Origin of the sequence: Amycolatopsis nalaikhensis (genome assembly GCF_030264295.1) — a bacterium.
GTDB classification, from domain to species: domain Bacteria; phylum Actinomycetota; class Actinomycetes; order Mycobacteriales; family Pseudonocardiaceae; genus Amycolatopsis; species Amycolatopsis nalaikhensis.
The window spans coordinates 9,776,263-9,800,412 of the sequence record NZ_CP127173.1; the positions used below are offsets into that span (position 1 = coordinate 9,776,263).

The following is a 24,150-nucleotide window of genomic DNA, read 5'->3' on the forward strand; positions in this document are numbered from 1 at the left end:
TCGGGTGCCGAAGGGAGTCAGCGGAGGGACCACTGCTGGTTGGCCTGCCCGCTGCAGGACCACAGGATGATCTTCGTGCCGTTGGCCGTGCCGCGGCCGGACGCGTCCAGGCAGAGGTTCGACTGGACACCGGTGATCGTGTTCGCGCTAACATTCCACTGCTGATTGGGCTGCCCGGTGCAGTCCCAGATGATCACCGGCGTTCCGTTGGCCGTGCCCCGGCCGGACGCGTCCAGGCACTTGTTCCCGTAGACCACGAGCTGCTTGCCCGCGGTGTAGGTCCACGACTGGTTCGCCTGTCCGGCGACGCAGTCCCGCAGCTGCACCTGCGTCCCGTTCGTGGTGACCGAGTTCGGCACCTCGACGCACCGGCCCGACTGCGCACCCACGAGCTGCTTGCCGGCCGGCGGCGGTGTGGTGGTGACCGAACAGTCGGCGGGGACCGCGCCGGCCGCGGTGCGGATGCCGCCGAGCAGCAGGTGCAGGAAGTTCGGTTCGCTGAAGCTCTCGATGGTGTGCCCCATGCCGGTGTACCAGGCGCGGCCGCCGTCGAAGTCGTGGCACCAGGTGGTCGGGTGGTCCGCGCCCATCGTGGCACCCGAGTAGCTGGATTCGTCCACAGTGGTCAGGACGTGGACGGCCGGGCGCGGGTTGGCGCGGAAGTCGTACCACTCGTCGTACCGGGTGTACTGCGCGGGCAGCCCCTGCGTCGACGGGTGGTTCGGGTCCTCGACCTTCACCAGCGCGTTCTGCTGCGCGGGGTGCTGCTTGAAGTAGGCCCCGACCAGCTGGCCGTACCAGGCCCAGTCGTACCCGCTGTCGGACGCGGCGTGGATGCCGGCGAAGCCGCCGCCGTGCTGGATGTAGCGGCGGAAGGCGTCCTTGCCCGCTTGCGTGCCGACCGGGTCGCCGGTCGTGGACAGGAAGACGACGGCGGCGTACTGGGCCAGGTTCTCGTCGGTGAACCGCGTGTCGTCTTCGGTGGCGTCGACCGCGAAGTCGTTCTGCTGACCCAGCTGCCGGATCGCGGCGATCCCGGCCGGGGTCGAGTCGTGCCGGAAGCCGGTGGTCTTGGAGAACACCAGGACCTTGAAGGCGGCCGCGGACACGGGGGCCGCGAGCCCCACGACCAAGGCGGCGGTCAGGACGATCGTACGGAGCGAACGGGACAGCGTCGTCACGGGTACTCCTTCTCAGGAGCGCGGGGAGCGCGCGGGTGCGCGCTGCGCGATCGCCCGGTCACCAACCGAACGGGCAAGAGCCAAGATAGAAGCGGCCGGCGGCGAAGGTCAATGCGCGGTGAAAGTTACTCATCCGCACCGCATCCCGCCCGACGACAGTCCACAAGGGAATGAGCGCAGCAGGCGCTGCGCTCATGGACCGAAGAGACGGCGCGCCGGCTCGAGCCTCGGTCGGCATCCGGTCGCCCGGCCGCAACCCGCAGCTCGGCGATCAGGTGCAGGAGCTGCCCGGCACGACCTCGTAGCCCGGTAAGGCGCCGTCACCGGGCACGGTGGTGACTTTACCCCGGAGGCCCGCTTTTCGGTCAACTCCCGGGAAATCCGCGTGAAACTTACATGTGTTCCCGCAGCCGATCCCGCTCCGGCGGAGCGGGAGGATTGACGCGGCACGGGTTTCCGGCTTCGAATGAGTCGGACTCATCGGATCACGTTGAGCGGCACCACCTTCGCCCACCCCGGTGCCGGACCACCGGCGGAGGAGGATCATGAGAACCCGGACATTGGCCGCCGTGACGGCCTTGGTCTTGAGCGCGTTCCTGCCGGGCGGTCCGGCCGCCGCCGAGTCGAACGGCGGGACCCGTGTCATGCCGCTCGGCGATTCCATCACCGAAGGCACGCAGGTGCCCGGTGGCTACCGGATCGGCCTCTGGCAGCGGCTCGCCGCGGGCGGCTACCAGGTCGACTTCACCGGCTCGCAGTCCAACGGTCCGGCCGCCCTCGGCGACCACGACCACGAAGGCCACCCGGGCTGGCGCATCGACCAGATCGACGCGAACATCACCGGCTGGCTGCGGACGAGCACCCCGCACACGGTCCTGCTGCACATCGGCACCAACGACATCCTGCAGAACCACGACGTCGCCCACGCGCCCGCCCGGCTGTCCACCCTGATCGACCGGATCACGGCGACGGCACCGGACGCCGAGGTCTTCGTCTCGACGATCATCCCGCTCGCCAACGCGGGCCAGGAGTCCGCGGCCCGCAGCTTCAACGCCGCGATCCCCGGGATCGTGCAGGCGAACCGGAACGCGGGAAAGCACGTGCACCTGGTGGACATGCACGCCGCGCTCACCGCCGCCGACCTGGTCGACGGCGTTCACCCGACGGCGGCGGGCTACGACAAGATGGCCGCCGCCTGGTTCACCGCGCTGCGGTCCGTGCCCGGGAGCATCGGCACGCCGGGAACGACCGGCGCCCGGCGGATCGTCGGCACGCAGTCGGGCCGCTGCGCGGACGCCGGGACCGCCGCGAACGGCACCCAGGTGCGGCTGCAGGACTGCGGCGGGCAATCCGGCCAGGCGTGGACCCGCGACGGCGGCGCGCTCGTCGCCGGCGCGAAGTGCCTGGACGCGTCCGGGCACGGCACCGCGAACGGCACGCCGGTGATCGTCTGGGACTGCCACGGCCAGGCCAACCAGCAGTGGGTGGTCGACGCGAACGGCACGATCACCGGAGTCCAATCCGGACTGTGCCTCGACGCGAGCGGGCAGGGCACGGCCAACGGCACCCCGTTGATCCTGTGGTCCTGCGGCGGGCAGGCCAACCAGCAGTGGGCACTGCGGTGACCCCGGAGGGAGCGAACATGGCGCGGGTGCTGATCCTGACCGGCGACGCCGCCGAGGAGCTCGACTCGATGTACCCGATCTTCCGGCTGCGCGAGGGTGGCCACGAGGCGGTCGTGGCCGCCCCGACGACGCGTCCGGTGCGCTTGGTCGTCCACGACTTCGAGCCGGACTGCGACGCCTACACCGAGAAACCCGGGCACCGGCTGCCGGTCGACCTCGCGTTCGCCGACGTCGACCCCGCCGGGTTCGACGCGCTGGTGATCCCCGGCGGGCGGGCCCCGGAGTACCTGCGCGTCGACCCGGACGTCGCGCGGATCGTCACGCACTTCTTCGACCGGGACCTCCCGGTCGGCACGATCTGCCACGGCCCGCAGGTCCCGGCGGCGCTCGGTCTCCTGCGCGGCCGCACCACGGCCGCCTTTCCCCCGCTGAAGGCGGACGTGGAGCTCGCGGGCGCGACGTTCGCCGACGCACCCGACGTCGTCGACGGCGCGATGGTGTCCTGCCGCGGCTGGCCGGACCTGCCCGAGTGGTCCCGCGCTTTCCTGCGGGTGCTGGAAAAGGCGGCCGCCGCGCGGTGATCAGCCGGTGCGCACGATCCGCCACCGGTTGGCCGCGGCGCCGTTGTCCGGTCCCTGGACGGCGAGCGCGCCGGCCGCGGTCGAGCCGTTCGCCACCGTCAGCAGCTTGCCGCTGTTGACGTTGCGGATCTTCGCCGTGCCGTCACCCTGGTCGAGGACCGTCCACCGGTGGTCGGCCGTGCCGTTGTCGGCCCACTGCAGGACTTGCGCGCCGTCCGATGTGGACATGTCCTGGACGCCGAGCACCTTGCCGCTGTTGGCGTTGCGGAACCGGACTGCGGTCCCGTCAGTGATCAGCTCCCAGTTGTGGTCCGCGGTGCCGTTGTCGGTCCACTGCAGCGCGCGGCCGCCGTCGGCGGTGGACATGTTCTCGATGCCCAGCAGGAGCCCGCTGCCCACGTTGACCAGGTGAGACGTCGTCGTCCCGCCGGTGTTCCAGTAGGCCGTGCCGTTGAAGCCCTGGGCGTCGTAGAACGGCACCAGGCCCACCGTCGCGCCGTTGGCCTTGGCGCTGAAGGTGAGCGCGCTGCCGCTGGTCCGCGTGATCGAGCCCGGATCCAGGGACGGCAACCCGGTGAGCGTGGCGTTCCCGTAGTTGCCGGCCAGGACCACGGGTCCGTAGGTGACCGCCGAGACGTTCGCGTTGTCGTTGGCGGGCCGCAGAACGACCTTCATCGGCAGCCGGACCGTCACCGTGTCGCCGGCGGCCCACGCCCGGGTCACCGTGGCGTAGCTGCCCGGGGTGGTGGCGACGTTCTGCGCGACGCCGTTGACGCTGACGGTCGCCCCGCTGGTCCAGCCGGGGATGCGGACGCGCATCGTCCACGTCCCGCTCACGTTCCCGGCGAGTGTCAGGGTGGTCGTGTCGGCGGCCGGGAACGACGTCGCCTGGGTGACGGTGATGCCGCGCTGGGTCCAGGTGAGCACCGACGGCAGGAACAGGTTGACGATCAGCGTGGTGCCGCTGTGGAAGTAGATCGAGTCGGCCAGCTTGGTCTGGGTCTCCAGCCCGGTGCCCTGGCAGCACCAGAACGAGTCGTAGTCGGTGCTCCACGTGCCACCGCCCCACGCCGGGCCGAGGCCGCGGCGGCCGCCCGGGTTGAGGGAGCTGAAGTAGGTGACGTGCCCGTGGTCGTCGGCCGGGTTCTGCTGGCCGATCATCTGGTTGAGCAGCGCCCGCTCGTAGTAGTCGGCCAGGTCGGCGCGGTCCGGGTAGAGGCCGAACAGCTCCCGGGTCAGCTTCAGCATGTTGTAGGTGTTGCAGCTCTCGCACGTGTCCTGGTTCAGGTACGCCGCGATGGCGTTGGGCGCGCGGAAGTGCTCGGCCTGGCTGTTGCCGCCGATGGCGTAGGTGTGCGCGCCGACGGTGATGGCCCACGCGTTGGCCGCGATGTCCCGGTAGCGGGTGGTGCCGGTGGCCAGGTATTCGCGCGCGGCCCCGATCCACTTCGGGACCTGGGTGTTGGCGTGCAGCCCGGCGAGCTGGTCCCGGCCCGCCGCGAGCGGGTCGAACACGGCGGCGTGGTCGAACCGCTGCGCGACGGCCAGCCACCGCGTGTCGCCGGTGTCCAGTGCGAGATCCGTCAGCACGGCGTTCATGCCGCCGAACTCGGTGTTCAGCACCGCCTGCATGGAGCTGTAGCCGAGCCGGGCGGTCCGCCGGTCGACCCAGCCCGCCAGGTTCAGCAGCACGTCCCGGGCCTGGGTGCTGCCGGTGTACCGCCACACGTCGAGCAGCCCGGCCATGGTCTTGTGGACGCAGTAGTACGGCACGTTGCCGTTCGACAGGCGCCCGGCCTCGAGGTTGTCGAAGTCGGCCTCGGGGAAGCCGGACAGGTACCCGGCGGTGAACCCGGCCGCGCTGTTGTTGGCCTGGCACTTGGCCAGCTCGGCGACCAGGTAGGTGGCCTTGTCCCGGCAGGTGGTGTCGCCGGTGACCGCCCACAGCTGGGCCCACGCGGTGAGGAAGTGCCCCTGGACGTGGCTGCGGAACGGGAAGTTCGGCGCGTCCCAGCCGCCGTTGCTCGCGGCGCCGCCGGTGGGGAGCCGGTGGTTGGCCCGGAAGACGTAGAGCAGCCGGTCGACGTCGACGAAACGCAGGTAGTTCCGCGTCCGGTTCTGGTTGTCCAGCCACCGGCTCGCGGTCAACCGCACCTGGCCGAGGTCGAACGGCGACGCCGACGGGGAGACCGCGGCCGCCGCTTCGGCGAACAGGCCGCCGATGGCCGGTGCGGCGGTGGACGCGATGGCGGTGGCGCCGATGGCTCGCAGCCACTGCCGCCGGGTGAAGGACGAGGTCACCGGATTCTCCGTTCAGCCACGATGCGGTCGGGAGGGCGGCGAGAACGTTAGCGCTAACACTGTCCGTTGTCACGAGGCGATCCGGGGGAATCTCCCCGCCCGACCGCGAGCCCGCCGAATGTAACTTTCACGGCAGATTGACAACCCTCCGCGTGCCAGCCCAGGCTGACGCCACCTTTGTTAGCGATAACAGTCGACTCGCAGCTGACCGGGAGAAGGTCGTCATGAACAGAGGAAGCACCAGCAGGAAGGGCCGGTCCGCGCTCGCCGTGCTCACCACCGCGGTGACGGTCGCGGCGGCAGTGGTGGCGGGGGTGACGCTGGGAGCCGGCTCGGCCGCGGCCGACGTCACCGGCGCCCTGCGCGGGGTCGGGTCGAACCGGTGCCTGGACGTGCCGAACGGCAACCAGGCCGACGGCACCACCCTGCAGATCTACGACTGCTCGGGCGGCGCCAACCAGCAGTGGACGTCGACGGCCGCCGGCCTGCTGACCGTGTACGGCACCAAGTGCCTGGACGCGCCCACCGGCGCGACCGCCGGCACCCGGGTGCAGATCTGGACCTGCCACGGCGGAGCCAACCAGCAGTGGCGGCTGAACTCCGACGGCACCGTGGCCGGGGTGCAGTCCGGGCTCTGCCTCGACGTCACCGGAGCCGGCACGGCCAACGGCACCGCGGTGGTGCTCTGGACGTGCCACGGCGGGACCAACCAGCGGTGGACGGGCCTGTCGGGCACCCCGCCGACCACGACCACCGGGAGCGGCGGCTGCTCCCTCCCGTCGACCTACCGCTGGTCGTCGACCGGGGTGCTGGCGACACCCAAGAACGGGTGGGTCTCCCTCAAGGACTTCACCAACGTCGTCCACAACGGCAAGCACCTCGTCTACGCGTCGAACGTCTCGGGGTCGTCGTACGGCTCGATGGCCTTCAGCCCGTTCACGAACTGGTCCGACATGGCCTCGGCCGGCCAGACCGGGATGAGCCAGGCCGCGGTGGCGCCCACGCTGTTCTACTTCGCGCCGAAGAACATCTGGGTGCTGGCCTACCAGTGGGGTGCCTGGCCGTTCATCTACCGCACGTCGAGCGACCCCACCAACCCCAACGGCTGGTCGTCGCCGCAGCCGCTGTTCACCGGCAGCATCTCCGGCTCCGGCACCGGCCCGATCGACCAGACGCTGATCGCCGACGGCTCGACCATGTACCTGTTCTTCGCCGGGGACAACGGCAAGATCTACCGGGCGAGCATGCCGATCGGGAACTTCCCGGGCAGCTTCGGCTCGTCGTACACCACGGTCATGAGCGACACGCAGGCCAACCTCTTCGAAGCCGTCGAGGTCTACAAGGTCCAGGGCCAGAACCAGTACCTCATGATCGTCGAGGCGATGGGGGCGAACGGGCGCTACTTCCGCTCGTTCACGGCCACCAGCCTGAGCGGCTCGTGGACCCCGCAGGCCGCCAGCGAGAGCAACCCCTTCGCCGGCAAGGCCAACAGCGGTGCCACCTGGACGAACGACATCAGCCACGGTGACCTCGTCCGCACCAACCCCGACCAGACGAAGACGATCGATCCCTGCAACCTGCAGTTCCTCTACCAGGGCAAGTCGCCCAGCGCCGGCGGTCCCTACGACCAGCTGCCGTGGCGGCCGGGCGTGCTGACGCTGCAGCGCTGACCCGGCGGTGTGCGAAGCCCGGTCGGGCCGGGAGCGCGACGCCGCGCTCCCGGCCCCCGGGCCTCACCGGCCCACGGTCACCGAACCCGTGAGCGTCCCGAGCCGCACCGCGTGGGTTCCCCGCGGCAGGTCGCGCACCTCGAACGCGACGCGGGTGGTCTGGTCCTTCCGGACCGGCACCGCCCGCTCGCCCGCGACCGCGCCGTCGATCCACAGCACCGCCTGGTACGTGCCCGGCACCTCGCCGACGTCCTTCACCGACGCGGTGACCCGCACGGGCGACCGGCCGTGACCGCCCTCGGCGCGCAGGTCCGCCAGCGCGAACCGCGGCTCGGGGCCGGGTGCCCGGTCGTGGACGAAGATGTCCGAGCGGCCGTTCGTGTCGTCCTCGACGAGGTTCGTCGCCTCGCTTTCGAACGCGACGTACTTCCCGTCGGTGCTGATCGAGGGGAAGTCGCTGTACGCGTCACCCGGCCGGCCGCCCACGCCCCCGGACATCTTGGCCGTCGTCCGCGCCCGCAGGTCGCGCACGAACACGTCCGACATGCCGTCGTCGCCGGGCACGAGGTTGGCGGCGAAGCTGAAGAACGCGACGTGATTCCCGTCGCCGCTGATCCGCGGGCTCGCCGTGTACGCGTCCGCCCCGCCGCTCCCGCTCGCCGCCTGCGACACCAGCGTGTTCGCGTGCGTCTGCCGGTCGTAGACGTAGACCTGCGACGGCGCGTCCGCGCCGCTGCTCGCATAGGCCACCATCCGGCCGTCCGCGCTGATCGACGGCTGGGTCGCCTCCGCACCGGCCGGCGCCGGGACCACCTCCGTCGTCCCGGTCCGCCGGTCGCGCACGAAGACGTCGCGGTGGTCGTTCCCGGTGCCGGGCACCAGGTTCTCCGCACCGCTTTCGAACGCGACGAACCGGCCGTCGGCGCTGACACTCGGCTCCAGCGAGTCGCCGTCCGCCTGCACCCCGGCGGCCCCCACCGAGACGCGCTCGGTCGTCCCGGCCACCCGGTCGCGCAGGAAGACGTCCTGCCTGCCGTTCGTGTCCCCCGGCACCAGGTTCGTCGCCTGGCTGAGGAACACCGCGAACCGGCCGTCGGCGCTGAACACCGGCTGCCCGGACAGGCCGTCGGCCTGCCGCTCGTCCGACGACACCGAGATCAGCTCGTTCGCGCCCGTCCGCCGGTCGTGGGCGAAGGAGTCCGGCACGCCGTTTCCGTCGCCGGGCACGAGGTTGGTCGCACCGCTGAGGAACCCGACGTAGCGTCCGTCCGGGCTGATCGTCGGGCTGATCGCCCACGCGTCCGCGCCCGTGCCGTCCGCGGCGGCCGAGATCCGTTCGATCACGCCGGTGCGGGTGTCCCTGGCAAAGACGTCCATGTCGTCGTTCGCCTCGCCGGGCGCGATTTCCGAAGCCATGCTGGCGAACGCGACCACCCCGCCGTCCCCGCTCAAGGCGGGCCAGAAGCTGTCGGCGCGGATCTGCCCGCCGTCGCGGGTGACCGAGACCCGCTGCGTCGCCGGTGGCCGCGGCAGCGCGAAATCGGCCGTGGCGGGCCACTTCGGGTTCACGGTGACCTGGCGCGGGTTCGCGGTCGAGATCCCGGCCGCCGACGCGGTCACCCGGTAGCCGCCCTCCGGCACGTCCTTGATGGTGTAGCGGCCGGAGCCGTCCGAGACGGCGGTGAGCTCGTCGAGCACGTCCGCCACCCGCACCGTCGCGCCGGGCACCGTCGATCCGGTCGGCCCGTAGGTGACGCGGCCGGTGATGACACCCCGCGGCGTCGGCTGCAGCGCGACCCGCAGATCCGTCAGCTTCCCGCCGGTCACCGCGACCCGCACGCGCTGGTCGCGGTAGCCGAACCGGGACAGCGTCAGGTCGTAGGTGCCCGCGGGCACGCGGATCTTGAAGTGCCCTTCGGCGTCGCTGGTGTACGACCGGCCGGTGGCCGCCACGGTGATCGTCGTGCCCCGCAACGGATCCCGGGACTTGTCCGCGGTCACCGTCCCGGTGATGCCGCTCGTGAGGCGGGCTTCGGCGACGGCGGCGGCCGCGTCGATCCGGCCCGCGCCGAAGCGGGTGTTCGGCCGCGCGCCGTAGCGGTTGTCGAAGAACGCCGTCCCGGTCAGGATGTCGAGCGTTTCGCCGGGAGTCAGGCGCGGGTTCGCCTGCAGCATCAGCGCGACGGTGCCCGAGACGTGCGGGGTCGCCATCGACGTGCCGCTCAGCAGGCCGTACTCACCGCCGGGCAGCGACGACAGGACGTCGACGCCGGGCGCGGACAGGTCCGGCACGACGTAGCTGTCCGGCCAGTTCGCCGGGGCGTCGGCCCAGTCGTTCTTGCGCACGACCCCGCCGCAGGAGAAGTCCGGCACGTTGTCGTCGACGTCAGTCGCGCCGACCCCGGTCGCCTCGAAGACGTTGCCGGGCGCCGCCGAACCGCCCGCGACGCACTCGTTGCCGATGGCGAAGGCCGGGAACGCGCCCGCGAGGTAGATGTTGCGGGCGGGCTCGACCATTTCGCTGCTGTAGCCCTCTTCGCCGAGCGACATGCTCACGACGTCCGCGGGCTCGCCCGCCGGTTTCCCGTCGGCGTCGTAGGGCGCGATCGCCCACTGCATCCCGGCGATCACCTGCGTGAGGGTGCCGGTGCCGCCCGGGATGACGAGGCCCGCCATCAGCTCCGCGCCGGGCGCGACGCCGATCTGCGTGCCGGAGCTGTGCCCGCCCGCGATCGTGCCCGCGACGTGCGTTCCGTGGTAGGAGCTGTCGTGCGGGGTGGAGTGGACCGGGGAGCCGTCGGCGGCGAACTCGAGCCAGCCGCCCGGGTGCTCCGGGTTCGCCGGGTCGGCGCTGACGAGCTTGCCCGCGAGGTCCGGGTGCTGGGTGTCGATGCCGGTGTCGAGGATCGCCACCCGCACCCCGGCGCCGGTGCCGCCGTCCCGCTGGACCTGGTCGGCGCCGATCTTCTGCACGCCCCAGGCCACCGCGGGATCCGCCGCGGCCTGCTGTGCCTTCCGGGGCTCGGTCGGCGAGTGCAGCGTGAAGTTGGGGATGACGCGGTCGACCAGCGGCAGGGCGGCGACCGCGTCGAGGGTGTCCGGGGTGGCGCGGACGAGCACCATGTTCTTGAGCCAGAACGTCTTCACGACCTGGTCGCGGCGGGCGCCGACGAGGTCCACGACGGGGGCCTGCATGGCCTGCGCGGAGTCGGTGAGCGCCTGGCGCGCCGCCGCGGGGCTCGACGGCCGCAGCCCGCGGTCCTTCAGGACGACGACCGCCTCGAACTTCGCATCCGGGCCAGATCGGGCACCGGCCATCCGGTCGAGCAGTTCCTTGGCGATCTTCGGGTGGGCGGGCGCGGGCGGCGGGTCGGCGGCCGCCGACGGCACGGCACCGAGGGACCCGGCGGCGACGAGCACCGCGAGCACCAGGTGCCGGCCACGGGACCGGAAGGCGGACAGGGACATGGGGAGACTCCTTCGTTCCGTCAGGTCGCGGCGGACAAGCGAGACGGCGCGCCCCGTGTGAGGTTGCGCGCCGTCGACTTCCAAACGGTGCAGGAATGATCACCGCGTGACAAGCTCACGAAGGCGGCGGATTCCGGTCAGGTGTCGGAAACCCGACACGAGGGAGGACGACGGTGCTGGAGCCGATCGGGCTGAGCAACGCGGACGAAGCGACCTACGACGCCCTCGTCCGGCGCACCCAGGCGACTGCCCCCGAGCTGGCCCAGGACACGCACCGCTCGCTGCCCGCGACCCGGCGGGCGCTGCAGGCGCTCGTCGAGTCCGGCCTGGCCACGCGATCCGCCGGACGCCCGACGCGGTACGTCGTGGTCCCGCCGGACCGGGCCATCGAGGCCGTGCTCCGCGAGCGCGAGGCGGCGTTGCGCGACACGCGCCGCCACATCGGCACGCTGATGGAGACCTACCGCGCGAGCACGCGGTTCGCGCACCCGGGCGAGCTGGTCGAGGTGATCTCCGGGCGGGACGAGGTCAACGAGCGCTGGACGCGGATGCAGCAGGACATCCGGGAGCAGATGCGCGGCTTCGACCGCCCGCCGTACGCGGCTCCGCAAGGGCACGGCGAGCCCAACCACGTCGAGCTCGCGCTGCTGGAGCGCGGGGTCCGGTACCGGGTGGTGTACGACAAGAGCGCGGTGGAGCTGCCGGGTCTGCTCGACGACATCGAACTGGGCGTACGGCACGGCGAGCAGGCCAGGATCGCGGGCGACGTCCCGATGAAGCTGGCGATCGCCGACGACCGGCTGGCGATCATCCCGCTGATGCGCCCCGGCGACCCCGCGCTCACGGCGTCCTACCTCATCCACCCGTCCCCGCTGCTGGACGCGCTGATCGCGTTGTTCGAGTCGGTGTGGACACGCAGTGTGCCGGTCCGGTTCGGCACCGAGGACCCCGGCGAGCTGTCGGCGGACGAGTCGAAGCTGCTGGCGCTGCTGGCATCCGGCGTGACCGACAAGGCCGTTGGGCGCGCGCTCGGCTGGAGTGAGCGGACGGTGCAGCGCCACGTGACCAAGCTGATGCAGCGAACGGGCGCCCGCACGCGGTTCCAGATCGCGATGGAGGCCACCCGCCGCGGCTGGATCTGAGCGCGTCCCCTCGTTCAGCCGGTTCCCTTGGCGGCGAAGCTCGGTTCCGCCGCTTCCAGCCGAGGTACCGAGATGCCCAGCCGTCGCGCTTCGGACAGTGCGTCCCGGCAGACCGCCCGCGGCTCGTCGGCCGCGGGGTCGGCATGAACCTCGAAACTCCTGCGCACCACCGGGACACGAGCGGTCAGAAAGGCGAACGCGGGAGCCGTCAGCCAGGTCGGCGCCCGGAACCCCAGCGTGCCGGCCCGGTGCCGTCGCAGGTCGACACCGCGCGCCTCGACCACGGGCAGCAGCTCGCGGGTGGCCAGCAGCGCCTCGCGCAAATCGCCGGTCTCGCCCGCCAAATCGGCCAACGTTCCCAGCCGCAAGCCTTGCGAGTGCAGACCTGCGTCGGCCACGAAATGGAGCCACAGCCAGCCGCGGAAGTCGCGTTTCTCCCGCACCCGGAACCCGGCCTCGCGAAACGCCCGCCGCGCGACTAATTCGCGCTCGGTTGGAGGCCGGTCCAGAGTGCCGAAGAGGACCGTGGGCAGCAGCGTCCCGCGGAGCACGCCGTCTTCGCCGAAACCACCGCCGCCTTGCGGGAAGCCCCACGCGACCTGCTCGACGGGCAGTGCGCCGATCGCGGCCAGCGGCTCGGCCCAGATGTTGCCGAACACCAGCACCGTGGCGTCGCCGACGCGCGGTGCCAGGAACGCGGCCGCGTCCGAGAGGCGGTGGTGGGCCACGCTCAGCACGATCAGGTCGAAATCGTGCCCGGGCGCCAGCTGTTCGCGGTAGCGCACCGGCCAGGTGCGAACGACGCGCTGGCCCCGGATCCGCTTCCGCGTGTCGAGCAGGTCGAGGTCCACCGCGTCCCCGTAAGCGGCTGCGCGGCCCGGCCGGACGTAGAACTCGACGTCATGCCCGGCCTGTTCCAGCGCCCAGCCGTAGACCGTGGCGATCACGCCGCGGCCGAACATGAGGATCTTCACGCGCACCTCGTCGGGTAAGGTGAAATTGGAGGTCATCTCCACTTATCACGCTAGGGAGGTGGTTCCCGCTTGTCAACGCGAGGCGGCGCGGGCAAACCGCTGCGCGCCGACGCCCGGCGCAACCGCGAGGCGGTGCTGGCGAAAGCCCGGGAGATCTTCGACGCCGGGGATTTCTACGACCTGCGCTTCGACGATTTCGCCCGCTTGGCAGGGGTGGGAACCGGCACGCTGTACCGCCACTTCCCCACCCGGGAAGCGCTGGCCGAGGCTGTTTACCACGAGGAAGTCGCGACGCTCTGCGACCGCGCGCGCGAGCTGCGGGCCACCCTGCCCCCGGCCGAGGCCTTGGCGAGCTTCCTGCGTGGCATGGTCGGCTACCTCGCCACGTACCAAGGCCTCGCCCGGACCCTGGCCACGCTCATGGCGACGGAGTCGGGTGCCCTCGCCGAAGGCAGCCGGGCGCTGGAGCAGGTGGTGGCCGACCTGGTGGCCGCGGCGGTCCGGGACGGCACCATCCGCGACGACGTGGGCGCGGGAGCCGTGATGATGGCCCTGCACGGCATCGGCGCGGCGCACGACCGCCCGAACTGGCGAGCCGAGGCCGACGACGTGATCACCCTCGTGCTCGACGGGCTGCGCCGTCCTTCCCCGGGCGCTCACCGGCGCGGCAATTCCTGAGGTAGCTGAGGAACGAGGCCTGCAGGCCGGTCACGTGCGTCTCGCGCAGGACAGCGCTCGTGACGGCGCCACCGCGGGCGGTCAGCCGATGCAGAACGGTGGCCGCGTTCTTCGCGAGGTTCTGGTACACGGCCAGGTCTCCGAGCAGCTCCCGGTCGTTGACGGTCAGGTGGAGCTGGGCGGCGGGCAGGCGGTCGCCCAGTTCTTCCAGCTGCGCGAAGATCCGGCTGTCTTCACCGACGACACCGGGGCTGCCCGCGCCGACACTCTCGAAGAGCGGGCTGCCGGTGAGCCAGGCGTAGAGACTGAAAAGCCCGCCGTAGGAGTAGCCGAAGAGACCGTGGCCGCTCGCGGCCGTGCCGTAGTCGCGTTCGATCCGCGGGTGCAGTTCCGCCGTGAGGAAGTTCAAGAACGCGTCGGCGTGGGTTTCGCGCAATTCGGCTAGGTACGCGTCGGCCTCTTCGCGGGTCATCGCGCCCGAGTGGATTCCCATCTCGACGGCGTCGACGAACTCCTGCGCGATGGGCTCGCCCGGGGGCACGAGGTCTCGGTTGCGCAGCCGGGCCCAGTGCTGCGCGTCCTCGCCCGCGTAGCCGACGCTGACCTGGATGTAGGGCTGGATCCGCTGCATGGGGTCGTTCTGGGTGACGATGAGCGGAGCCGTCATGCCCACGGCCCAGTTGCCGTCGAGCACGTACACGACCGGCGCCCGCGTCGTGGCGGGGTCGTAGCCCGGTGGCGTCGTGACCCAGACGCCGTAGTCGTGCCCTCCGCCGGAGCGCAGCTCGAAGTAGTCGGTGTCGGCGAGGCAGCCCTGCCACATGGTGCTCATCGAAGGTCCTTCACGATTCGGCCGTCCTGGAGAACGAGGACGGCGTTGGCGGGATCGGCGAACAGTTCCGGGTCTTCGACCGGGTTTCCGTTCCACAGCACGAGGTCTGCCTGCGCGCCGGGAGCGATGACACCGACCCGCCCGGCCAGGCCGAGGATTTCGGCGTTGGTCTTGGTGGCCGCCACGAGGGCTTCCATCGGGGTTTCGAGCCTCGCGCGCAGCCTGAGTTCTTCGCCTCGGCGCTGCTGGGCCGGGCCGATGAGATCGGACCCCAGCCCGATCCGCACTCCGGCCTCCTTGGCGACCGCGAGCGCTTCGGCCATCCGCTCACGAACCCCCAGCACCCGATCGCGGGTCGACTCGTCGAGGCCCGCTCCGGCGGTGTCGTGCAGCAGCTGCTCGACGACGGCGAACGTCGGCACGAGGGCCACTCCGCGACTGGCCATCAGGCCGGCCGTCGCTTCATCGAGGTCGGTGCCGTGTTCGACACAACGCGCCCCGGCCTCGACGGCGTTCCGGATGCCTTCGCTGTTGTGGGCGTGCACCGTCACGTAGGTGCCGCGCGCCGCGGCTTCCTCGACGGCGACGGCGATCTCCTCGACGGTGAACTGGGTGTCGGCCAGCCGGTCGTGCGCGCCGACCACGCCGCCGGTCACGCAGAGCTTGAGGAAGGAGGCTCCGCGGCGGAAGGCCTCGCGCACGTTGCGCCGCAGCTCGTCGGCGTTGCCGGACATCATGGACAGCGCGCACAGACCCGGAATGTGGTGGCTGTCCCACAGCTCGGTGGGTTCCCAGTCGGCCCCGTAGTAGCCGTGGCCGCCGATCTGGCACTGAACCGGTCCGCACGACAGCACGCGCGGCCCCCTGACCTTGCCCTTCGCGATCGTGGTGACGAGGCCGCCGTCGATGCCGCCGGTGTCCCGGACGGTGGTGAAGCCGGCGTCGAGCGTCGCGCCGGCCGTGGCGAAGATGTCCGCCGCGAGCTCGGCGGCGCTGATCCGGAAGGAGAACTGCGGCTGGATCGGGCTCGACAAGCCCAGGTGGACGTGCGCGTCGATCAGGCCCGGCGTCATCGTCAGGCCGCCGGCGTCGAGGCGCTCACCGCCTGCGCCGGAGCCCCCGACCTGGCTGATCTGCCCGTCCTCGATGCTGACGTCGACGTCGACCGGGTCGCGACCCGACCCGTCGACGACCGTCGCGCCGACCACTTGCCACTGTCCCACGAGTTGATCCCTCCGGCTGGCGCGTCTCTTTTCCAATGGATAAACTGTGGGAGTGATCCTGTCAAGCAAGGAACGCACCGGCGACGCCCGCGAGCGTCTGCTGGCCCGGCTTCTCGACGCCTTCGGGGGAACCCTTCCCGCACCGGAGGTGTCGCTGCGCGAGATCGCCGCCCGGACCGAGACCAGCCACGCCCTCTTGCGCTACCACTTCGGGTCGCTCCCGGGCGTCCTGGCGGCCATGCTCAAGGCACAGCGAGCCCGGGACAACGAGGCACTGCTCGAGACCGCCCGGCACGGCACGTTCGACGATCTCGTCGTGGCGATCTGGCGGGCCTACACGCGCCCGGAGCAGCTGTCGCGGGTCCGCGGCTTCTTCCACGTCGTAGGACTCGCCGCGTACCGGCCGGAGGACTTCCGCGAGTTCATCGACTCGCTCGACGACCTGACCAAGATGCTGGCCTCGCTCGCCGAGCGCGAAGGACTCGACGCCGGGGAAGCACTGACTTTGGCCACGGTCACCGTTGCCGCGATACGTGGCCTGCTCCTGCAGGAGGTCCTGACGCCAGGAGCCCATTCGGAGGACTCGGTCGCCTTGATCCTGCGCATGAGCGAGGACCAGACCATTTCCCGGTCCCGCCGGAAGCCTTGAGCAGACAGTCTTTCCGCTCGATCAGCGCGGGAATTTCACCGGCCCTGGCGACGTCGCCGACTGTCACCATTGCTTTACCCGTTCGGTCGATTGCCGACGATCATCGACCGCAAAATAATTCCCGACAGTCGACAATTGAAGTAAGGAGCCGATGTGGAGCCGGCGTTAGGGCTCGACCCGGACACGGCAGATCTTGTCCGGCCGTACTTCCGCACCCATGGACGTACGCGGCCCACGCGCACGCTCTCCGTCGAAACACTCATCGCGGCCACCGCGCGCGGCCGCACCCCGGAGCACGCCTGTTCCCGGGAAGAGGCCGCGATCTGCCTCCTGTGCCGCTCGTCGCAGTCGGTCGCGGAAATCGCCGCGTATCGGCGAATCCCCCTTGGCGTCGCCCGGGTCCTGGTGTCCGACCTCGCCGACCGCGGCCTGGTGGCCGTCCAAGAGGCCAAGCCGGCCCCCGGTGGTCGGCCCAGCATCGACTTCATGGAGCGGGTTCTTCGCGGTCTGCACGCGATGACGTGACCACGGGCCGCGCGCGGCTGCGGCTTGCGCGTCCCGAGAACTGGGCCACCGGCCAACATCGCCCTGATCGACGGAGCCGATCTGGCGCGGGAGACCCTCGCCGGTTCCCGCGTCGACGGCCCGCCGGCGCCCAACATCCCTCAGGCCGGACCGTCCTGCGACGGGGGCGAGAGCCGGAACACCGGCCAGCCGATCTCGGTCCGCCAGGCCGCCGGATCCGGAGTGTCGCGGGGGCCGACGAGGTACGTCTCGTGGACGGGACCGGCTACGGCGAGCGCGTGCTCGACCACCCAGGCCCCGAGCCTGCCGTAGGTGACGTCGATGTCGTCGTGGGGTCCGGAATGGACGACGACGGCGAGTTCGGCGGCCGGCAGCTCCACGGGCCGCACCCGGCCCCGGGCCGGCGGGTCGGCGACGGGCCGGTAGACCAGGACCTCGCCCCGGCCACCGGTGAACAGCTCGTTGGCGTAGCGGCCACCCGGCGGCCCGGGCAGCGGCAGGCCGACGAGCGCGGCGTCGAGTTCCGCCATCGCCTCGCCGTACCAGGCCAAAACGTCGTCGTGGTCGACGACACCCTCGACGGCGGCGACCGTCTTGACCGCCACCGAGCGCAGCTCGACGGCCAGCTCGTCGTCGCCGGGACGCAGCAGCCGCCGCAGCGAGACCACCGCGGCCCGGGTCCGCGCCAGTTCCTCCTCCAGCCGCCGCAGGTGCCCGCCGGCCAGGTCCGCGCGCTCCGCCGGGTCCTCGGTGGCGAGGATCTTGGCGACGTCGGCCAGCGGCACGTCCAGCTCGCGCAGCCGGTGGATGACCTGCGCGGCGGGAATCTGGTCGGCGGTGTAGTACCGGTAGCCGCTGGCGGGGTCGACCGAGGCGGGCTCCAGCAGCCCGGACTCGTGGTACCGGCGCAGGGTCCGCACGCTCAGGTGCGTCAGCTGCGCGAACTCGCCGATCGTCAATCCACGGAACACTCCCCCACTGTGCACCGCTTGACCCTCTCCCCGGGAGAGACCCCACGGTGGTCGTCATGAGTGAAGCGATCGACACCCGCGAGCTGCCCGCCGTGATCACCGGCTACCTGAAGGCCCACCAGGCCCGCGACCTGGCCCCGGCCCTGGCTTGCTACACCGAGAACGCCGTCGTGACCGACGAGGGCCGCACCCACCGCGGCAAGGAGGAGATCCGCGCCTGGCTCACCCACGCCGCGAGCGAGTACACGTACACGACGACGCTCGTCGCGGCCCACCGCGTCGACGACGAGCACTACGTGGCGGTGCACCACCTCGAGGGCGACTTCCCGGGCGGAGTCGTCGACCTGCGATTCCAGTTCACCTTGGCCGGTGATCGCATCGCCGAGCTGGTGATCGAACCCTGATCAGCGCCGGACGGGATCAACGCTCCGCCTCGGGCCACGACTGCGGCGCGGGGCCGAACGCGCGCCGGGCGGCTCGGACCGCCAGTGCGGCCAAGGTGGCGTTGGCGCCACCGCCGATCACCGCGCCGATGCCGAACGGAGCCACCCGGCCGAGCACGATGATGCCCTGCTTGGTGCCGTACTTGGTGATGAAGTTCTTGCCCAGGACGCTGTTGATCTGTTTCAGGGTCGCCGTGGGCACCTTGCCGACGAGCTGGCGGGCCCAGTGCTGCCCGGTGCGCTCGGCGACCCTGCCGACGATGGTCGTGGAACCGGACTGGCCGAGCAGGATCCCCATGACCAGCGTCCGGCGGCGTTCGATCTCGTCCAGCCGGACGCCGTGGACCTCGGCGACCGAGAGCACGAACAGGACACTCAGTTCGAGCGAAGAGAAGGCCTCCCCCGCCGACAACGCCAGAGCGATCCCGGTGCCGACGGCAGGCGCGGCCGCGGTGGCCCCGACCGCGGCTCCGGTGCCCGCCAGCGCACTGACGTACATCCGCTCCAGGGTGCGCACGACCTCCGCCGGTGACGCCTCGGGGTTGCGCTGGCGGGCCCGGGCGATGTTCTTGCGCACCAGCGGTGCCTGCAGGCCGATGGCCTTGTCCAGCAGCTCGAGGACCGGCTGCCCTTGGCCGCTCGACGCCGGGGCCGGTCGCTCAAGGGCATCGGAGGCCACAGTCAGCTCCTTCGCGTCGTCGAGTCGCCGCACAGTCTCGCACCCGCGGCCCATTGATCACCCGTCGCGTCGTCGAGCCGGTTCCGCACGCGGGTCACCCAGAACCCACTGTTCCCTTTTGAAGGATTCTGAGCGATAGTGGTCGAAGCTGAGTTTTACAACGTTGTAAACACGGAGGTCTGATGCGCAGGCGACGGTCCTGGGGAAGAACCTGGCTGGCCGCGGCCGGCCTCCTCGCGCAGCTGGCGTTCGCCGGCGTCGCGGGCGCGGCTGAAGCCCCGACCCCGACGGCGGGGACGCACTTCCTCGACCACTCCGCCTACCTGGCCGGGTACGCGGATCCCGCCTGGTACGAAGCCAACATCCCCTTCGTCGACCTGCCCGACGCCACCATGCAGAGCGTCTACTACTACCGCTGGCGCGTCTGGAAGGAGCACCTGCGCTACACGAACCCCGCCGACGGCTGGATCTCGACGGAGTTCCTCGACTGCTGCGGCTATGCCGCGCCCTACCAGGCGATCAACGCCGCCGCCGCGCACCAGCTGACCGAGGGGCGGTGGCTGCGCGATCCCGGCTACAGCCAGGACTACCTCCACTTCTGGCTCACCGGTCCCGGCGCGGGCCCCAAGCCGGCCACCGACGACGTCAACGCCGACACCACCGACTGGGCGCACGAGTACAGCGTCTGGCTGGCCACCTCCGCCTACGGCCAGGCCCAGGTCACCGGCGACTTCGGTCCCCTGCGCGAGCTGCTGCCCGCCCTGGTGCGCCAATACCGCGGCTGGGACAAGCAGTTCAACGCCGACCTCGGGCTGTACTGGTCGGTGCCGGTCTGGGACGCGATGGAGTTCTCGGCCTCGTCCTACGAGTCGCCCAACCCGTACCACGGCGGCGCCGGCTACCGCCCGACGCTCAACTCCTACCAGTACGGCGACGCCGTCGCGATCAGCCGCATCGCGGATTCCGTCGGCGACCACCAGCTCGCCACCGAGTACGCCCAGCGCGCCGCGACGCTGAAGACGTCGATGCGGAAATGGCTGTGGGACCCGCAGCGCGGCTTCTACTACGCGATGGCCCGCGACGACAACCCGGACCACCGGCTGTCCGGCAGCCGCGAGGAGATCGGCTTCATCCCGTGGATGTTCGGCGCCGCCGACCCGCGCGACACCGCGGCTTGGACGCAGCTGCTCGACCCCGACGGCTTCGCGAGCCCGTACGGCCCGACGACGACCGAGCGCCGCAGCCCGTTCTTCATGAAGGATGCCGGGAACTGCTGCCGCTGGGATGGCCCGAGCTGGCCCTTCGCCACCTCGCAAACCCTGACCGGGCTGGCCAACCTGCTTGACGACTACCCGGCCCAGCAGACGGTGTCCAAAGAGGACTACGCCGCCGCGCTGGCCACCTACGCCCGTACCCAGACGAAGAACGGCCAGCCCTACGTCGCCGAGGCCCACGACCCCGACCGGGACGCCTGGATCTACGACGGCCGGAACCACAGCGAGGACTACAACCACTCCACCTACACCGACCTCGTCCTCTCGGGCCTGCTCGGCCTGCGCCCGCAATCCGGGAACACCTTGGACGTCCGGCCGCTCACACCGTCCACTTGGGACCATTTCGCCGCCGAAAACGTGCCTTACCACGGGCACGACGTGACCGTGCTGTGGGACCGCGACGGCACGCACTACGGCCAGGGCACCGGGATGCGCCTCTACGTCGACGGTCGGCTCGTCCAGCGCTCGGCGACCTTGCGGGCGACCACCATCGACGTCGGCCGCACCGTGCTCCCCCGGTCCGACGACCTCGTGAACGACGCCGCCAACCCGTTGCGCACCGGCTACCCCAAGCCGATCACGTCGTACACGTGGCCGAACGACAACGCGTGGAACGCCCTGGACGGCAAGGTCTGGTACAACGAGGTGCCCGAGAACACCCGGTGGACCAACTACAGCTCGCCGAACGCGAACGACTTCTACGGCGTCGACTTCGGCGCGCCCACCCCGGTCTCCGACATCCGCTGGCACGGCTACGACGACGGCGGCGGCGTCAAACCCGCCGCGGCCTACCGCCTGCAGTACTGGACCGGCTCGGCCTGGCAGGACGTCCCCGGCCAGGTCCGCGGTCCGGCGAACCCGGTGGGCAACGGCGTCAACCGGATCACCTTCCCGACCCTGACCACCGCCAAGATCCGGCTCGTGTTCACCAACCCGCCGGGTGCTTTCGTCGGCGTCACCGAACTGGAGTCGTGGACGCCGTCGAGCCCGGACGCCCGGATCGACGTCGGGCCGGCCAACGCGAACGGCGTCGTCACGGTCGCCGGGAGCACACCACTGACCGTGACCGTGCGCAACACGACCGGCCTCCCGCTCGTCGCCCCGCAGGTGAACGTCGCCGTGCCCGACGGCTGGTCGGTCTCCCCCACCGGGCGGCCCGCCGCCGCGATCCCGCCCGGTCAGGCCCGGACCTGGACCGCGACCCTGACCGCGCCGTCGGGCGCCGAGCCGGGCAGTGCCGCGGCGCTCACCGTGACCGCGTCCTACCGCGGCCCGGACGGCCGTCAGGAGAGCACGCACCGGCGGCAGAACGTCCAGATCGCCCACCCGGCCGGGCAGCACGACCCGGTCGGCGCGTGGAACCTCGACGAGGGCGGTGGCACGGTGGCCCACGACAGCGCGGGCAGCCACGACGCCGCGCTGACCGGCGCACCGGCGTGGGTGCCGGGCGTCAGCGGGAGCGCGCTGCGGCTCGACGGTTCCAGCCAGTACGCGGAAACCTCCGGGCCCGTCGTCGACACCACCGGGAACTTCTCGGTCGGCGCCTGGGTCCGGCTCGACCACACGGGATCGTGGGCGACGGCGGTCAGCCAGGACGGCCCGGTGAGCAGCGGCTTCTACCTCCAGTACTCCGCGGCCGACGACCGCCTGGCGTTCTCGACCAGTGGCGGCCGCGCGCTGTCGGACGTCGCGCCGCAGCCGGGACGCTGGTACCACCTCGTCGGCGTCCACGACGCGGACGCGGGCACGTACGTCCTTTACGTGGACGGCGTGGCGCAGGCGAAGACGTGGAGCCAGCCCGCGGGCGACGCCGCGCCGGGGTCGCTGGCGATCGGCCGCGCGGTCTCCGGCGGGCGCCACAGCGACTTCTGGCCGGGCAGCGTCGACGGCGTCCAGGTGTGGAACCGGGTCCTGACGGCGAACGAGACCGGCTGACCGCGAAACCCGAGTGGTACGCCCGGTCATGAACCGCCCGAACCGGGCTTCCGGGCCGCGGTAACAGCCTTGATCCGCGTGCGGGAGCGGTTCTAGTCTTCAGCGTCGATGCTTGCCGAGGAGGACCGATGCGAGGCGCCAAGCGCAGTCGTGGCTCGTTGTTGATCGTCGCTGGTGCCCTGTCCGCCGGGTTGCTGGCCGCGACGGGAACGGCAGCGGCCGCGGCGCCGCGGTACACCCCCGGCGCGCCCGGCGCCGGGGACCCGTACTTCCCCGACATGGGCAACGGCGGCTACGACGTCGGCCACTACGACATCCGGCTGGCGTTCGACCCCGGAACCCAGGCGATCGACGCGACCACGACGATTCTCGCCACGGCCACGCAGGATCTTTCCCGCTTCGACCTGGATTTCCAGGGACCGCTGACGATCAGCAGGCTCTCGGTGAACGGCCGCAACGCCGCCTACACCCGCAGCGGCGCCCAGGAGCTGGTGATCACCCCGCCGGGCGGGCTGCGGAAGGGCAGCGAGTTCGTCGTCTCGGTGAGCTACGCCGGCGTCCCGCAGAAGATCGACGACCCCGCGCTGGGCGTGTCCGGCTGGGTCGCCACCAAGGACGGCGCGGTCGCGCTGAACCAGCCGATCGGCGCGGCGACCTACTACCCGGTGAACGACACCACCGACGACAAAGCGACCTACACCCAGACGATCACCGTCCCGACCGGACTCACGGTGCTGGCCAACGGCGAGCCCGGGCCGACCACCACGAACAACGGCCGGACCACCTTCCGCTGGACGATGAACCGCCCGATGGCGAGCGAGCTGAGCATGCTCGCGATCGGCGACTACAACGTCACCCGCGGCACGACGGCCGACGGTCTGCCGAACATCACCGCGATCGGCAAGTCGATCGACACGAAGCCCGGTCAGGGCAAGGTGTTCAACGAGACCACGGCGCAGGTCGTCCAATGGGAATCGTCGCTGTACGGGCGGTACCCGTTCGACTCGACGGGCGGCATCCTCGCCGACGTCGGCGTGGGCTACGCGCTCGAGACGCAGAGCAGGCCGGTCTACGACCACCGAACGAGCGACGTCGACGGCGACTTGCTCGCGCACGAACTCGGCCACCAGTGGTTCGGCGACAGCCTCACCCCGGTGCACTGGTCGGACATCTGGCTCAACGAAGGCTTCGCGACCTACTCGGAGTGGCTCTACCAGGAGAAGTTCAACAACATCCCGGTGCAGAAGACGTTCGCGAAGACGTACGCGGGCGAGAAGGACTGGAGCGGCAAGGTCGCGGATCCCGGCCGCGACCACATCTTCGACGACCTGGTGTACAACCGCGGCGCCATGGCCCTGCAGGCGTTGCGCATGAAGATCGGCGACCAGGCGTTCTTCCAGATGCTGACCCAGTGGCCGACGGTCAACCGCTACGGCAACGTTTCGACACGGCAGTTCATCGAGTTCGTCGAGCGGCTGACCCACCGCGACCTCGGCTCGTTCTTCCAGACCTGGCTCTACCAGCCGGGTAAGCCCGCCCTCTGATCCACTAAGGACATCGAGCCCGCCGACCGCAGCTCAACAGCCAGCACCCTAGCCAAGATCAGCGATCTCGAGCCAAAGTCGGGTAAGGTGACGGAATGGTCATGCGGGTGGCGATTCCCGTGCTGCCGTGCCGAGATGTGCAGGCAGCGCGGTCGTACTTCACGGACGTGCTCGGATTCGACACCATATTCACCTGGGAGACCCCACCCACCTACGCGGCCGTGATCCGCGACACCGCCGAGTTCCACCTGTACGCCGAAAGCAGCGTCGGCCCGGCCAGGGTGACGGTTGTCGTCGACGACGTCGATTCCTGCCACGACGAACTGCGCGCCCGCGGCGCCGACATCGTCGAGCCACTGGCTGACCGGCCCTACGGGATGCGCGACTTCAACGTACGGACACCCGATGGGCACTTGTTGATCTTCAGCCAGCCGCTCACCGAGTACGGGTGACCA

19 protein-coding genes are annotated in these 24,150 nt (G+C 71.0%); 11 read left to right on the top strand and 8 right to left on the bottom strand.

The window, feature by feature from the left end; translation table 11 throughout:
• Positions 1-17: 17 nt before the first annotated feature.
• Positions 18-1,181 carry a ThuA domain-containing protein gene (locus tag QP939_RS52110; protein ID WP_352249421.1) on the bottom strand — a complete coding sequence of 388 codons (1,164 nt, stop codon included), beginning with the start codon at positions 1,179-1,181 and terminating at the stop codon, positions 18-20.
• A 569-nt stretch (positions 1,182-1,750) separates the two neighbouring features.
• Between QP939_RS52110 and QP939_RS47530 the strand changes: the two genes are divergently transcribed.
• Positions 1,751-2,806 carry an RICIN domain-containing protein gene (locus QP939_RS47530; RefSeq protein ID WP_285453497.1) on the top strand — a complete coding sequence of 352 codons (1,056 nt, stop codon included), beginning with the start codon at positions 1,751-1,753 and terminating at the stop codon, positions 2,804-2,806.
• A gap of 17 nt (positions 2,807-2,823) precedes the next feature.
• Entirely contained in the window at positions 2,824-3,387 is a 564-nt protein-coding gene (locus QP939_RS47535; protein ID WP_285453499.1) for a DJ-1/PfpI family protein, read from the top strand.
• Here QP939_RS47535 and QP939_RS47540 read toward each other — a convergent pair whose 3' ends face one another.
• Entirely contained in the window at positions 3,388-5,688 is a 2,301-nt protein-coding gene (locus QP939_RS47540) for a beta-L-arabinofuranosidase domain-containing protein (protein ID WP_285453501.1), read from the bottom strand.
• 224 nt (positions 5,689-5,912) lie between these two features.
• Between QP939_RS47540 and QP939_RS47545 the strand changes: the two genes are divergently transcribed.
• Positions 5,913-7,358, top strand: coding sequence for a non-reducing end alpha-L-arabinofuranosidase family hydrolase (locus tag QP939_RS47545; RefSeq protein ID WP_285453502.1), 1,446 nt, complete (start codon positions 5,913-5,915; stop codon positions 7,356-7,358).
• 63 nt (positions 7,359-7,421) lie between these two features.
• Here the strand turns inward: QP939_RS47545 and QP939_RS47550 are convergent, their stop codons facing one another.
• On the bottom strand, positions 7,422-10,826 hold the full coding sequence (locus tag QP939_RS47550) for a S8 family serine peptidase (RefSeq protein WP_285453503.1): 3,405 nt from the start codon (positions 10,824-10,826) through the stop codon (positions 7,422-7,424).
• 173 nt (positions 10,827-10,999) lie between these two features.
• Between QP939_RS47550 and QP939_RS47555 the strand changes: the two genes are divergently transcribed.
• Entirely contained in the window at positions 11,000-11,968 is a 969-nt protein-coding gene (locus QP939_RS47555; RefSeq protein WP_285453504.1) for a helix-turn-helix transcriptional regulator, read from the top strand.
• Positions 11,969-11,982: 14 nt separating this feature from the next.
• Here QP939_RS47555 and QP939_RS47560 read toward each other — a convergent pair whose 3' ends face one another.
• Positions 11,983-12,942 carry a ketopantoate reductase family protein gene (locus tag QP939_RS47560; protein ID WP_285460004.1) on the bottom strand — a complete coding sequence of 320 codons (960 nt, stop codon included), beginning with the start codon at positions 12,940-12,942 and terminating at the stop codon, positions 11,983-11,985.
• A gap of 69 nt (positions 12,943-13,011) precedes the next feature.
• On the opposite strand from QP939_RS47560, the gene QP939_RS47565 reads away from it, so the two are divergent.
• A complete protein-coding gene (locus tag QP939_RS47565) occupies positions 13,012-13,620 on the top strand; it encodes a TetR/AcrR family transcriptional regulator (protein ID WP_285453505.1) in 609 nt (202 codons plus the stop codon).
• Here QP939_RS47565 and QP939_RS47570 read toward each other — a convergent pair.
• Both QP939_RS47570 and QP939_RS47575 read right to left on the bottom strand, forming a co-directional pair.
• Complete coding sequence (locus QP939_RS47570) at positions 13,556-14,452, bottom strand: alpha/beta hydrolase (protein WP_285453506.1); 897 nt, start codon at positions 14,450-14,452, stop codon at positions 13,556-13,558. The genes QP939_RS47565 and QP939_RS47570 overlap by 65 nt on opposite strands.
• Complete coding sequence (locus tag QP939_RS47575) at positions 14,449-15,675, bottom strand: metal-dependent hydrolase family protein (RefSeq protein WP_331662279.1); 1,227 nt, start codon at positions 15,673-15,675, stop codon at positions 14,449-14,451. Before QP939_RS47575 ends, QP939_RS47570 begins: the two co-directional genes overlap by 4 nt.
• Before the next feature lie 52 nt (positions 15,676-15,727).
• Here QP939_RS47575 and QP939_RS47580 point away from each other — a divergent pair, with 52 nt between their 5' ends.
• Positions 15,728-16,324: a TetR/AcrR family transcriptional regulator gene (locus tag QP939_RS47580; RefSeq protein ID WP_285453509.1), complete on the top strand. Its 597-nt coding sequence runs from the start codon at positions 15,728-15,730 to the stop codon at positions 16,322-16,324.
• A 153-nt stretch (positions 16,325-16,477) separates the two neighbouring features.
• Complete coding sequence (locus QP939_RS47585) at positions 16,478-16,849, top strand: DUF742 domain-containing protein (RefSeq protein WP_285453511.1); 372 nt, start codon at positions 16,478-16,480, stop codon at positions 16,847-16,849.
• 140 nt (positions 16,850-16,989) lie between these two features.
• Here QP939_RS47585 and QP939_RS47590 read toward each other — a convergent pair whose 3' ends face one another.
• A complete protein-coding gene (locus tag QP939_RS47590; RefSeq protein WP_285453513.1) occupies positions 16,990-17,820 on the bottom strand; it encodes a MerR family transcriptional regulator in 831 nt (276 codons plus the stop codon).
• Positions 17,821-17,876: 56 nt separating this feature from the next.
• Here QP939_RS47590 and QP939_RS47595 point away from each other — a divergent pair, with 56 nt between their 5' ends.
• Positions 17,877-18,224: a nuclear transport factor 2 family protein gene (locus QP939_RS47595; RefSeq protein WP_285453515.1), complete on the top strand. Its 348-nt coding sequence runs from the start codon at positions 17,877-17,879 to the stop codon at positions 18,222-18,224.
• Between the two features lie 16 nt (positions 18,225-18,240).
• Here QP939_RS47595 and QP939_RS47600 read toward each other — a convergent pair whose 3' ends face one another.
• Positions 18,241-18,975, bottom strand: a complete 735-nt coding sequence (locus QP939_RS47600; protein WP_285453516.1) for a hypothetical protein — start codon at positions 18,973-18,975, stop codon at positions 18,241-18,243.
• Between the two features lie 149 nt (positions 18,976-19,124).
• On the opposite strand from QP939_RS47600, the gene QP939_RS47605 reads away from it, so the two are divergent.
• The 3 genes from QP939_RS47605 to QP939_RS47615 all read left to right on the top strand — a co-directional run bounded on the left by QP939_RS47605 (position 19,125) and on the right by QP939_RS47615 (position 24,147).
• Entirely contained in the window at positions 19,125-22,151 is a 3,027-nt protein-coding gene (locus tag QP939_RS47605; RefSeq protein ID WP_285453518.1) for an MGH1-like glycoside hydrolase domain-containing protein, read from the top strand.
• 128 nt (positions 22,152-22,279) lie between these two features.
• Complete coding sequence (locus QP939_RS47610) at positions 22,280-23,695, top strand: M1 family metallopeptidase (protein WP_285453519.1); 1,416 nt, start codon at positions 22,280-22,282, stop codon at positions 23,693-23,695.
• A 95-nt stretch (positions 23,696-23,790) separates the two neighbouring features.
• Complete coding sequence (locus tag QP939_RS47615; RefSeq protein ID WP_285453520.1) at positions 23,791-24,147, top strand: VOC family protein; 357 nt, start codon at positions 23,791-23,793, stop codon at positions 24,145-24,147.
• Positions 24,148-24,150 lie beyond the last annotated feature (3 nt).

Bases quoted from the DNA above. Each gene is read 5' to 3' on its own strand.
- QP939_RS47535 (WP_285453499.1), top strand. From the start codon at position 2,824: ATGGCGCGGGTGCTGATCCTGACCGGCGACGCCGCCGAGGAGCTCGAC.
- QP939_RS47545 (WP_285453502.1), top strand. From the start codon at position 5,913: ATGAACAGAGGAAGCACCAGCAGGAAGGGCCGGTCCGCGCTCGCCGTG.
- QP939_RS47550 (WP_285453503.1), bottom strand. From the start codon at position 10,826: ATGTCCCTGTCCGCCTTCCGGTCCCGTGGCCGGCACCTGGTGCTCGCG.
- QP939_RS47570 (WP_285453506.1), bottom strand. From the start codon at position 14,452: ATGAGCACCATGTGGCAGGGCTGCCTCGCCGACACCGACTACTTCGAG.
- QP939_RS47595 (WP_285453515.1), top strand. From the start codon at position 17,877: ATGAGTGAAGCGATCGACACCCGCGAGCTGCCCGCCGTGATCACCGGC.
- QP939_RS47605 (WP_285453518.1), top strand. From the start codon at position 19,125: ATGCGCAGGCGACGGTCCTGGGGAAGAACCTGGCTGGCCGCGGCCGGC.
- QP939_RS47610 (WP_285453519.1), top strand. From the start codon at position 22,280: ATGCGAGGCGCCAAGCGCAGTCGTGGCTCGTTGTTGATCGTCGCTGGT.
- QP939_RS47615 (WP_285453520.1), top strand. From the start codon at position 23,791: ATGGTCATGCGGGTGGCGATTCCCGTGCTGCCGTGCCGAGATGTGCAG.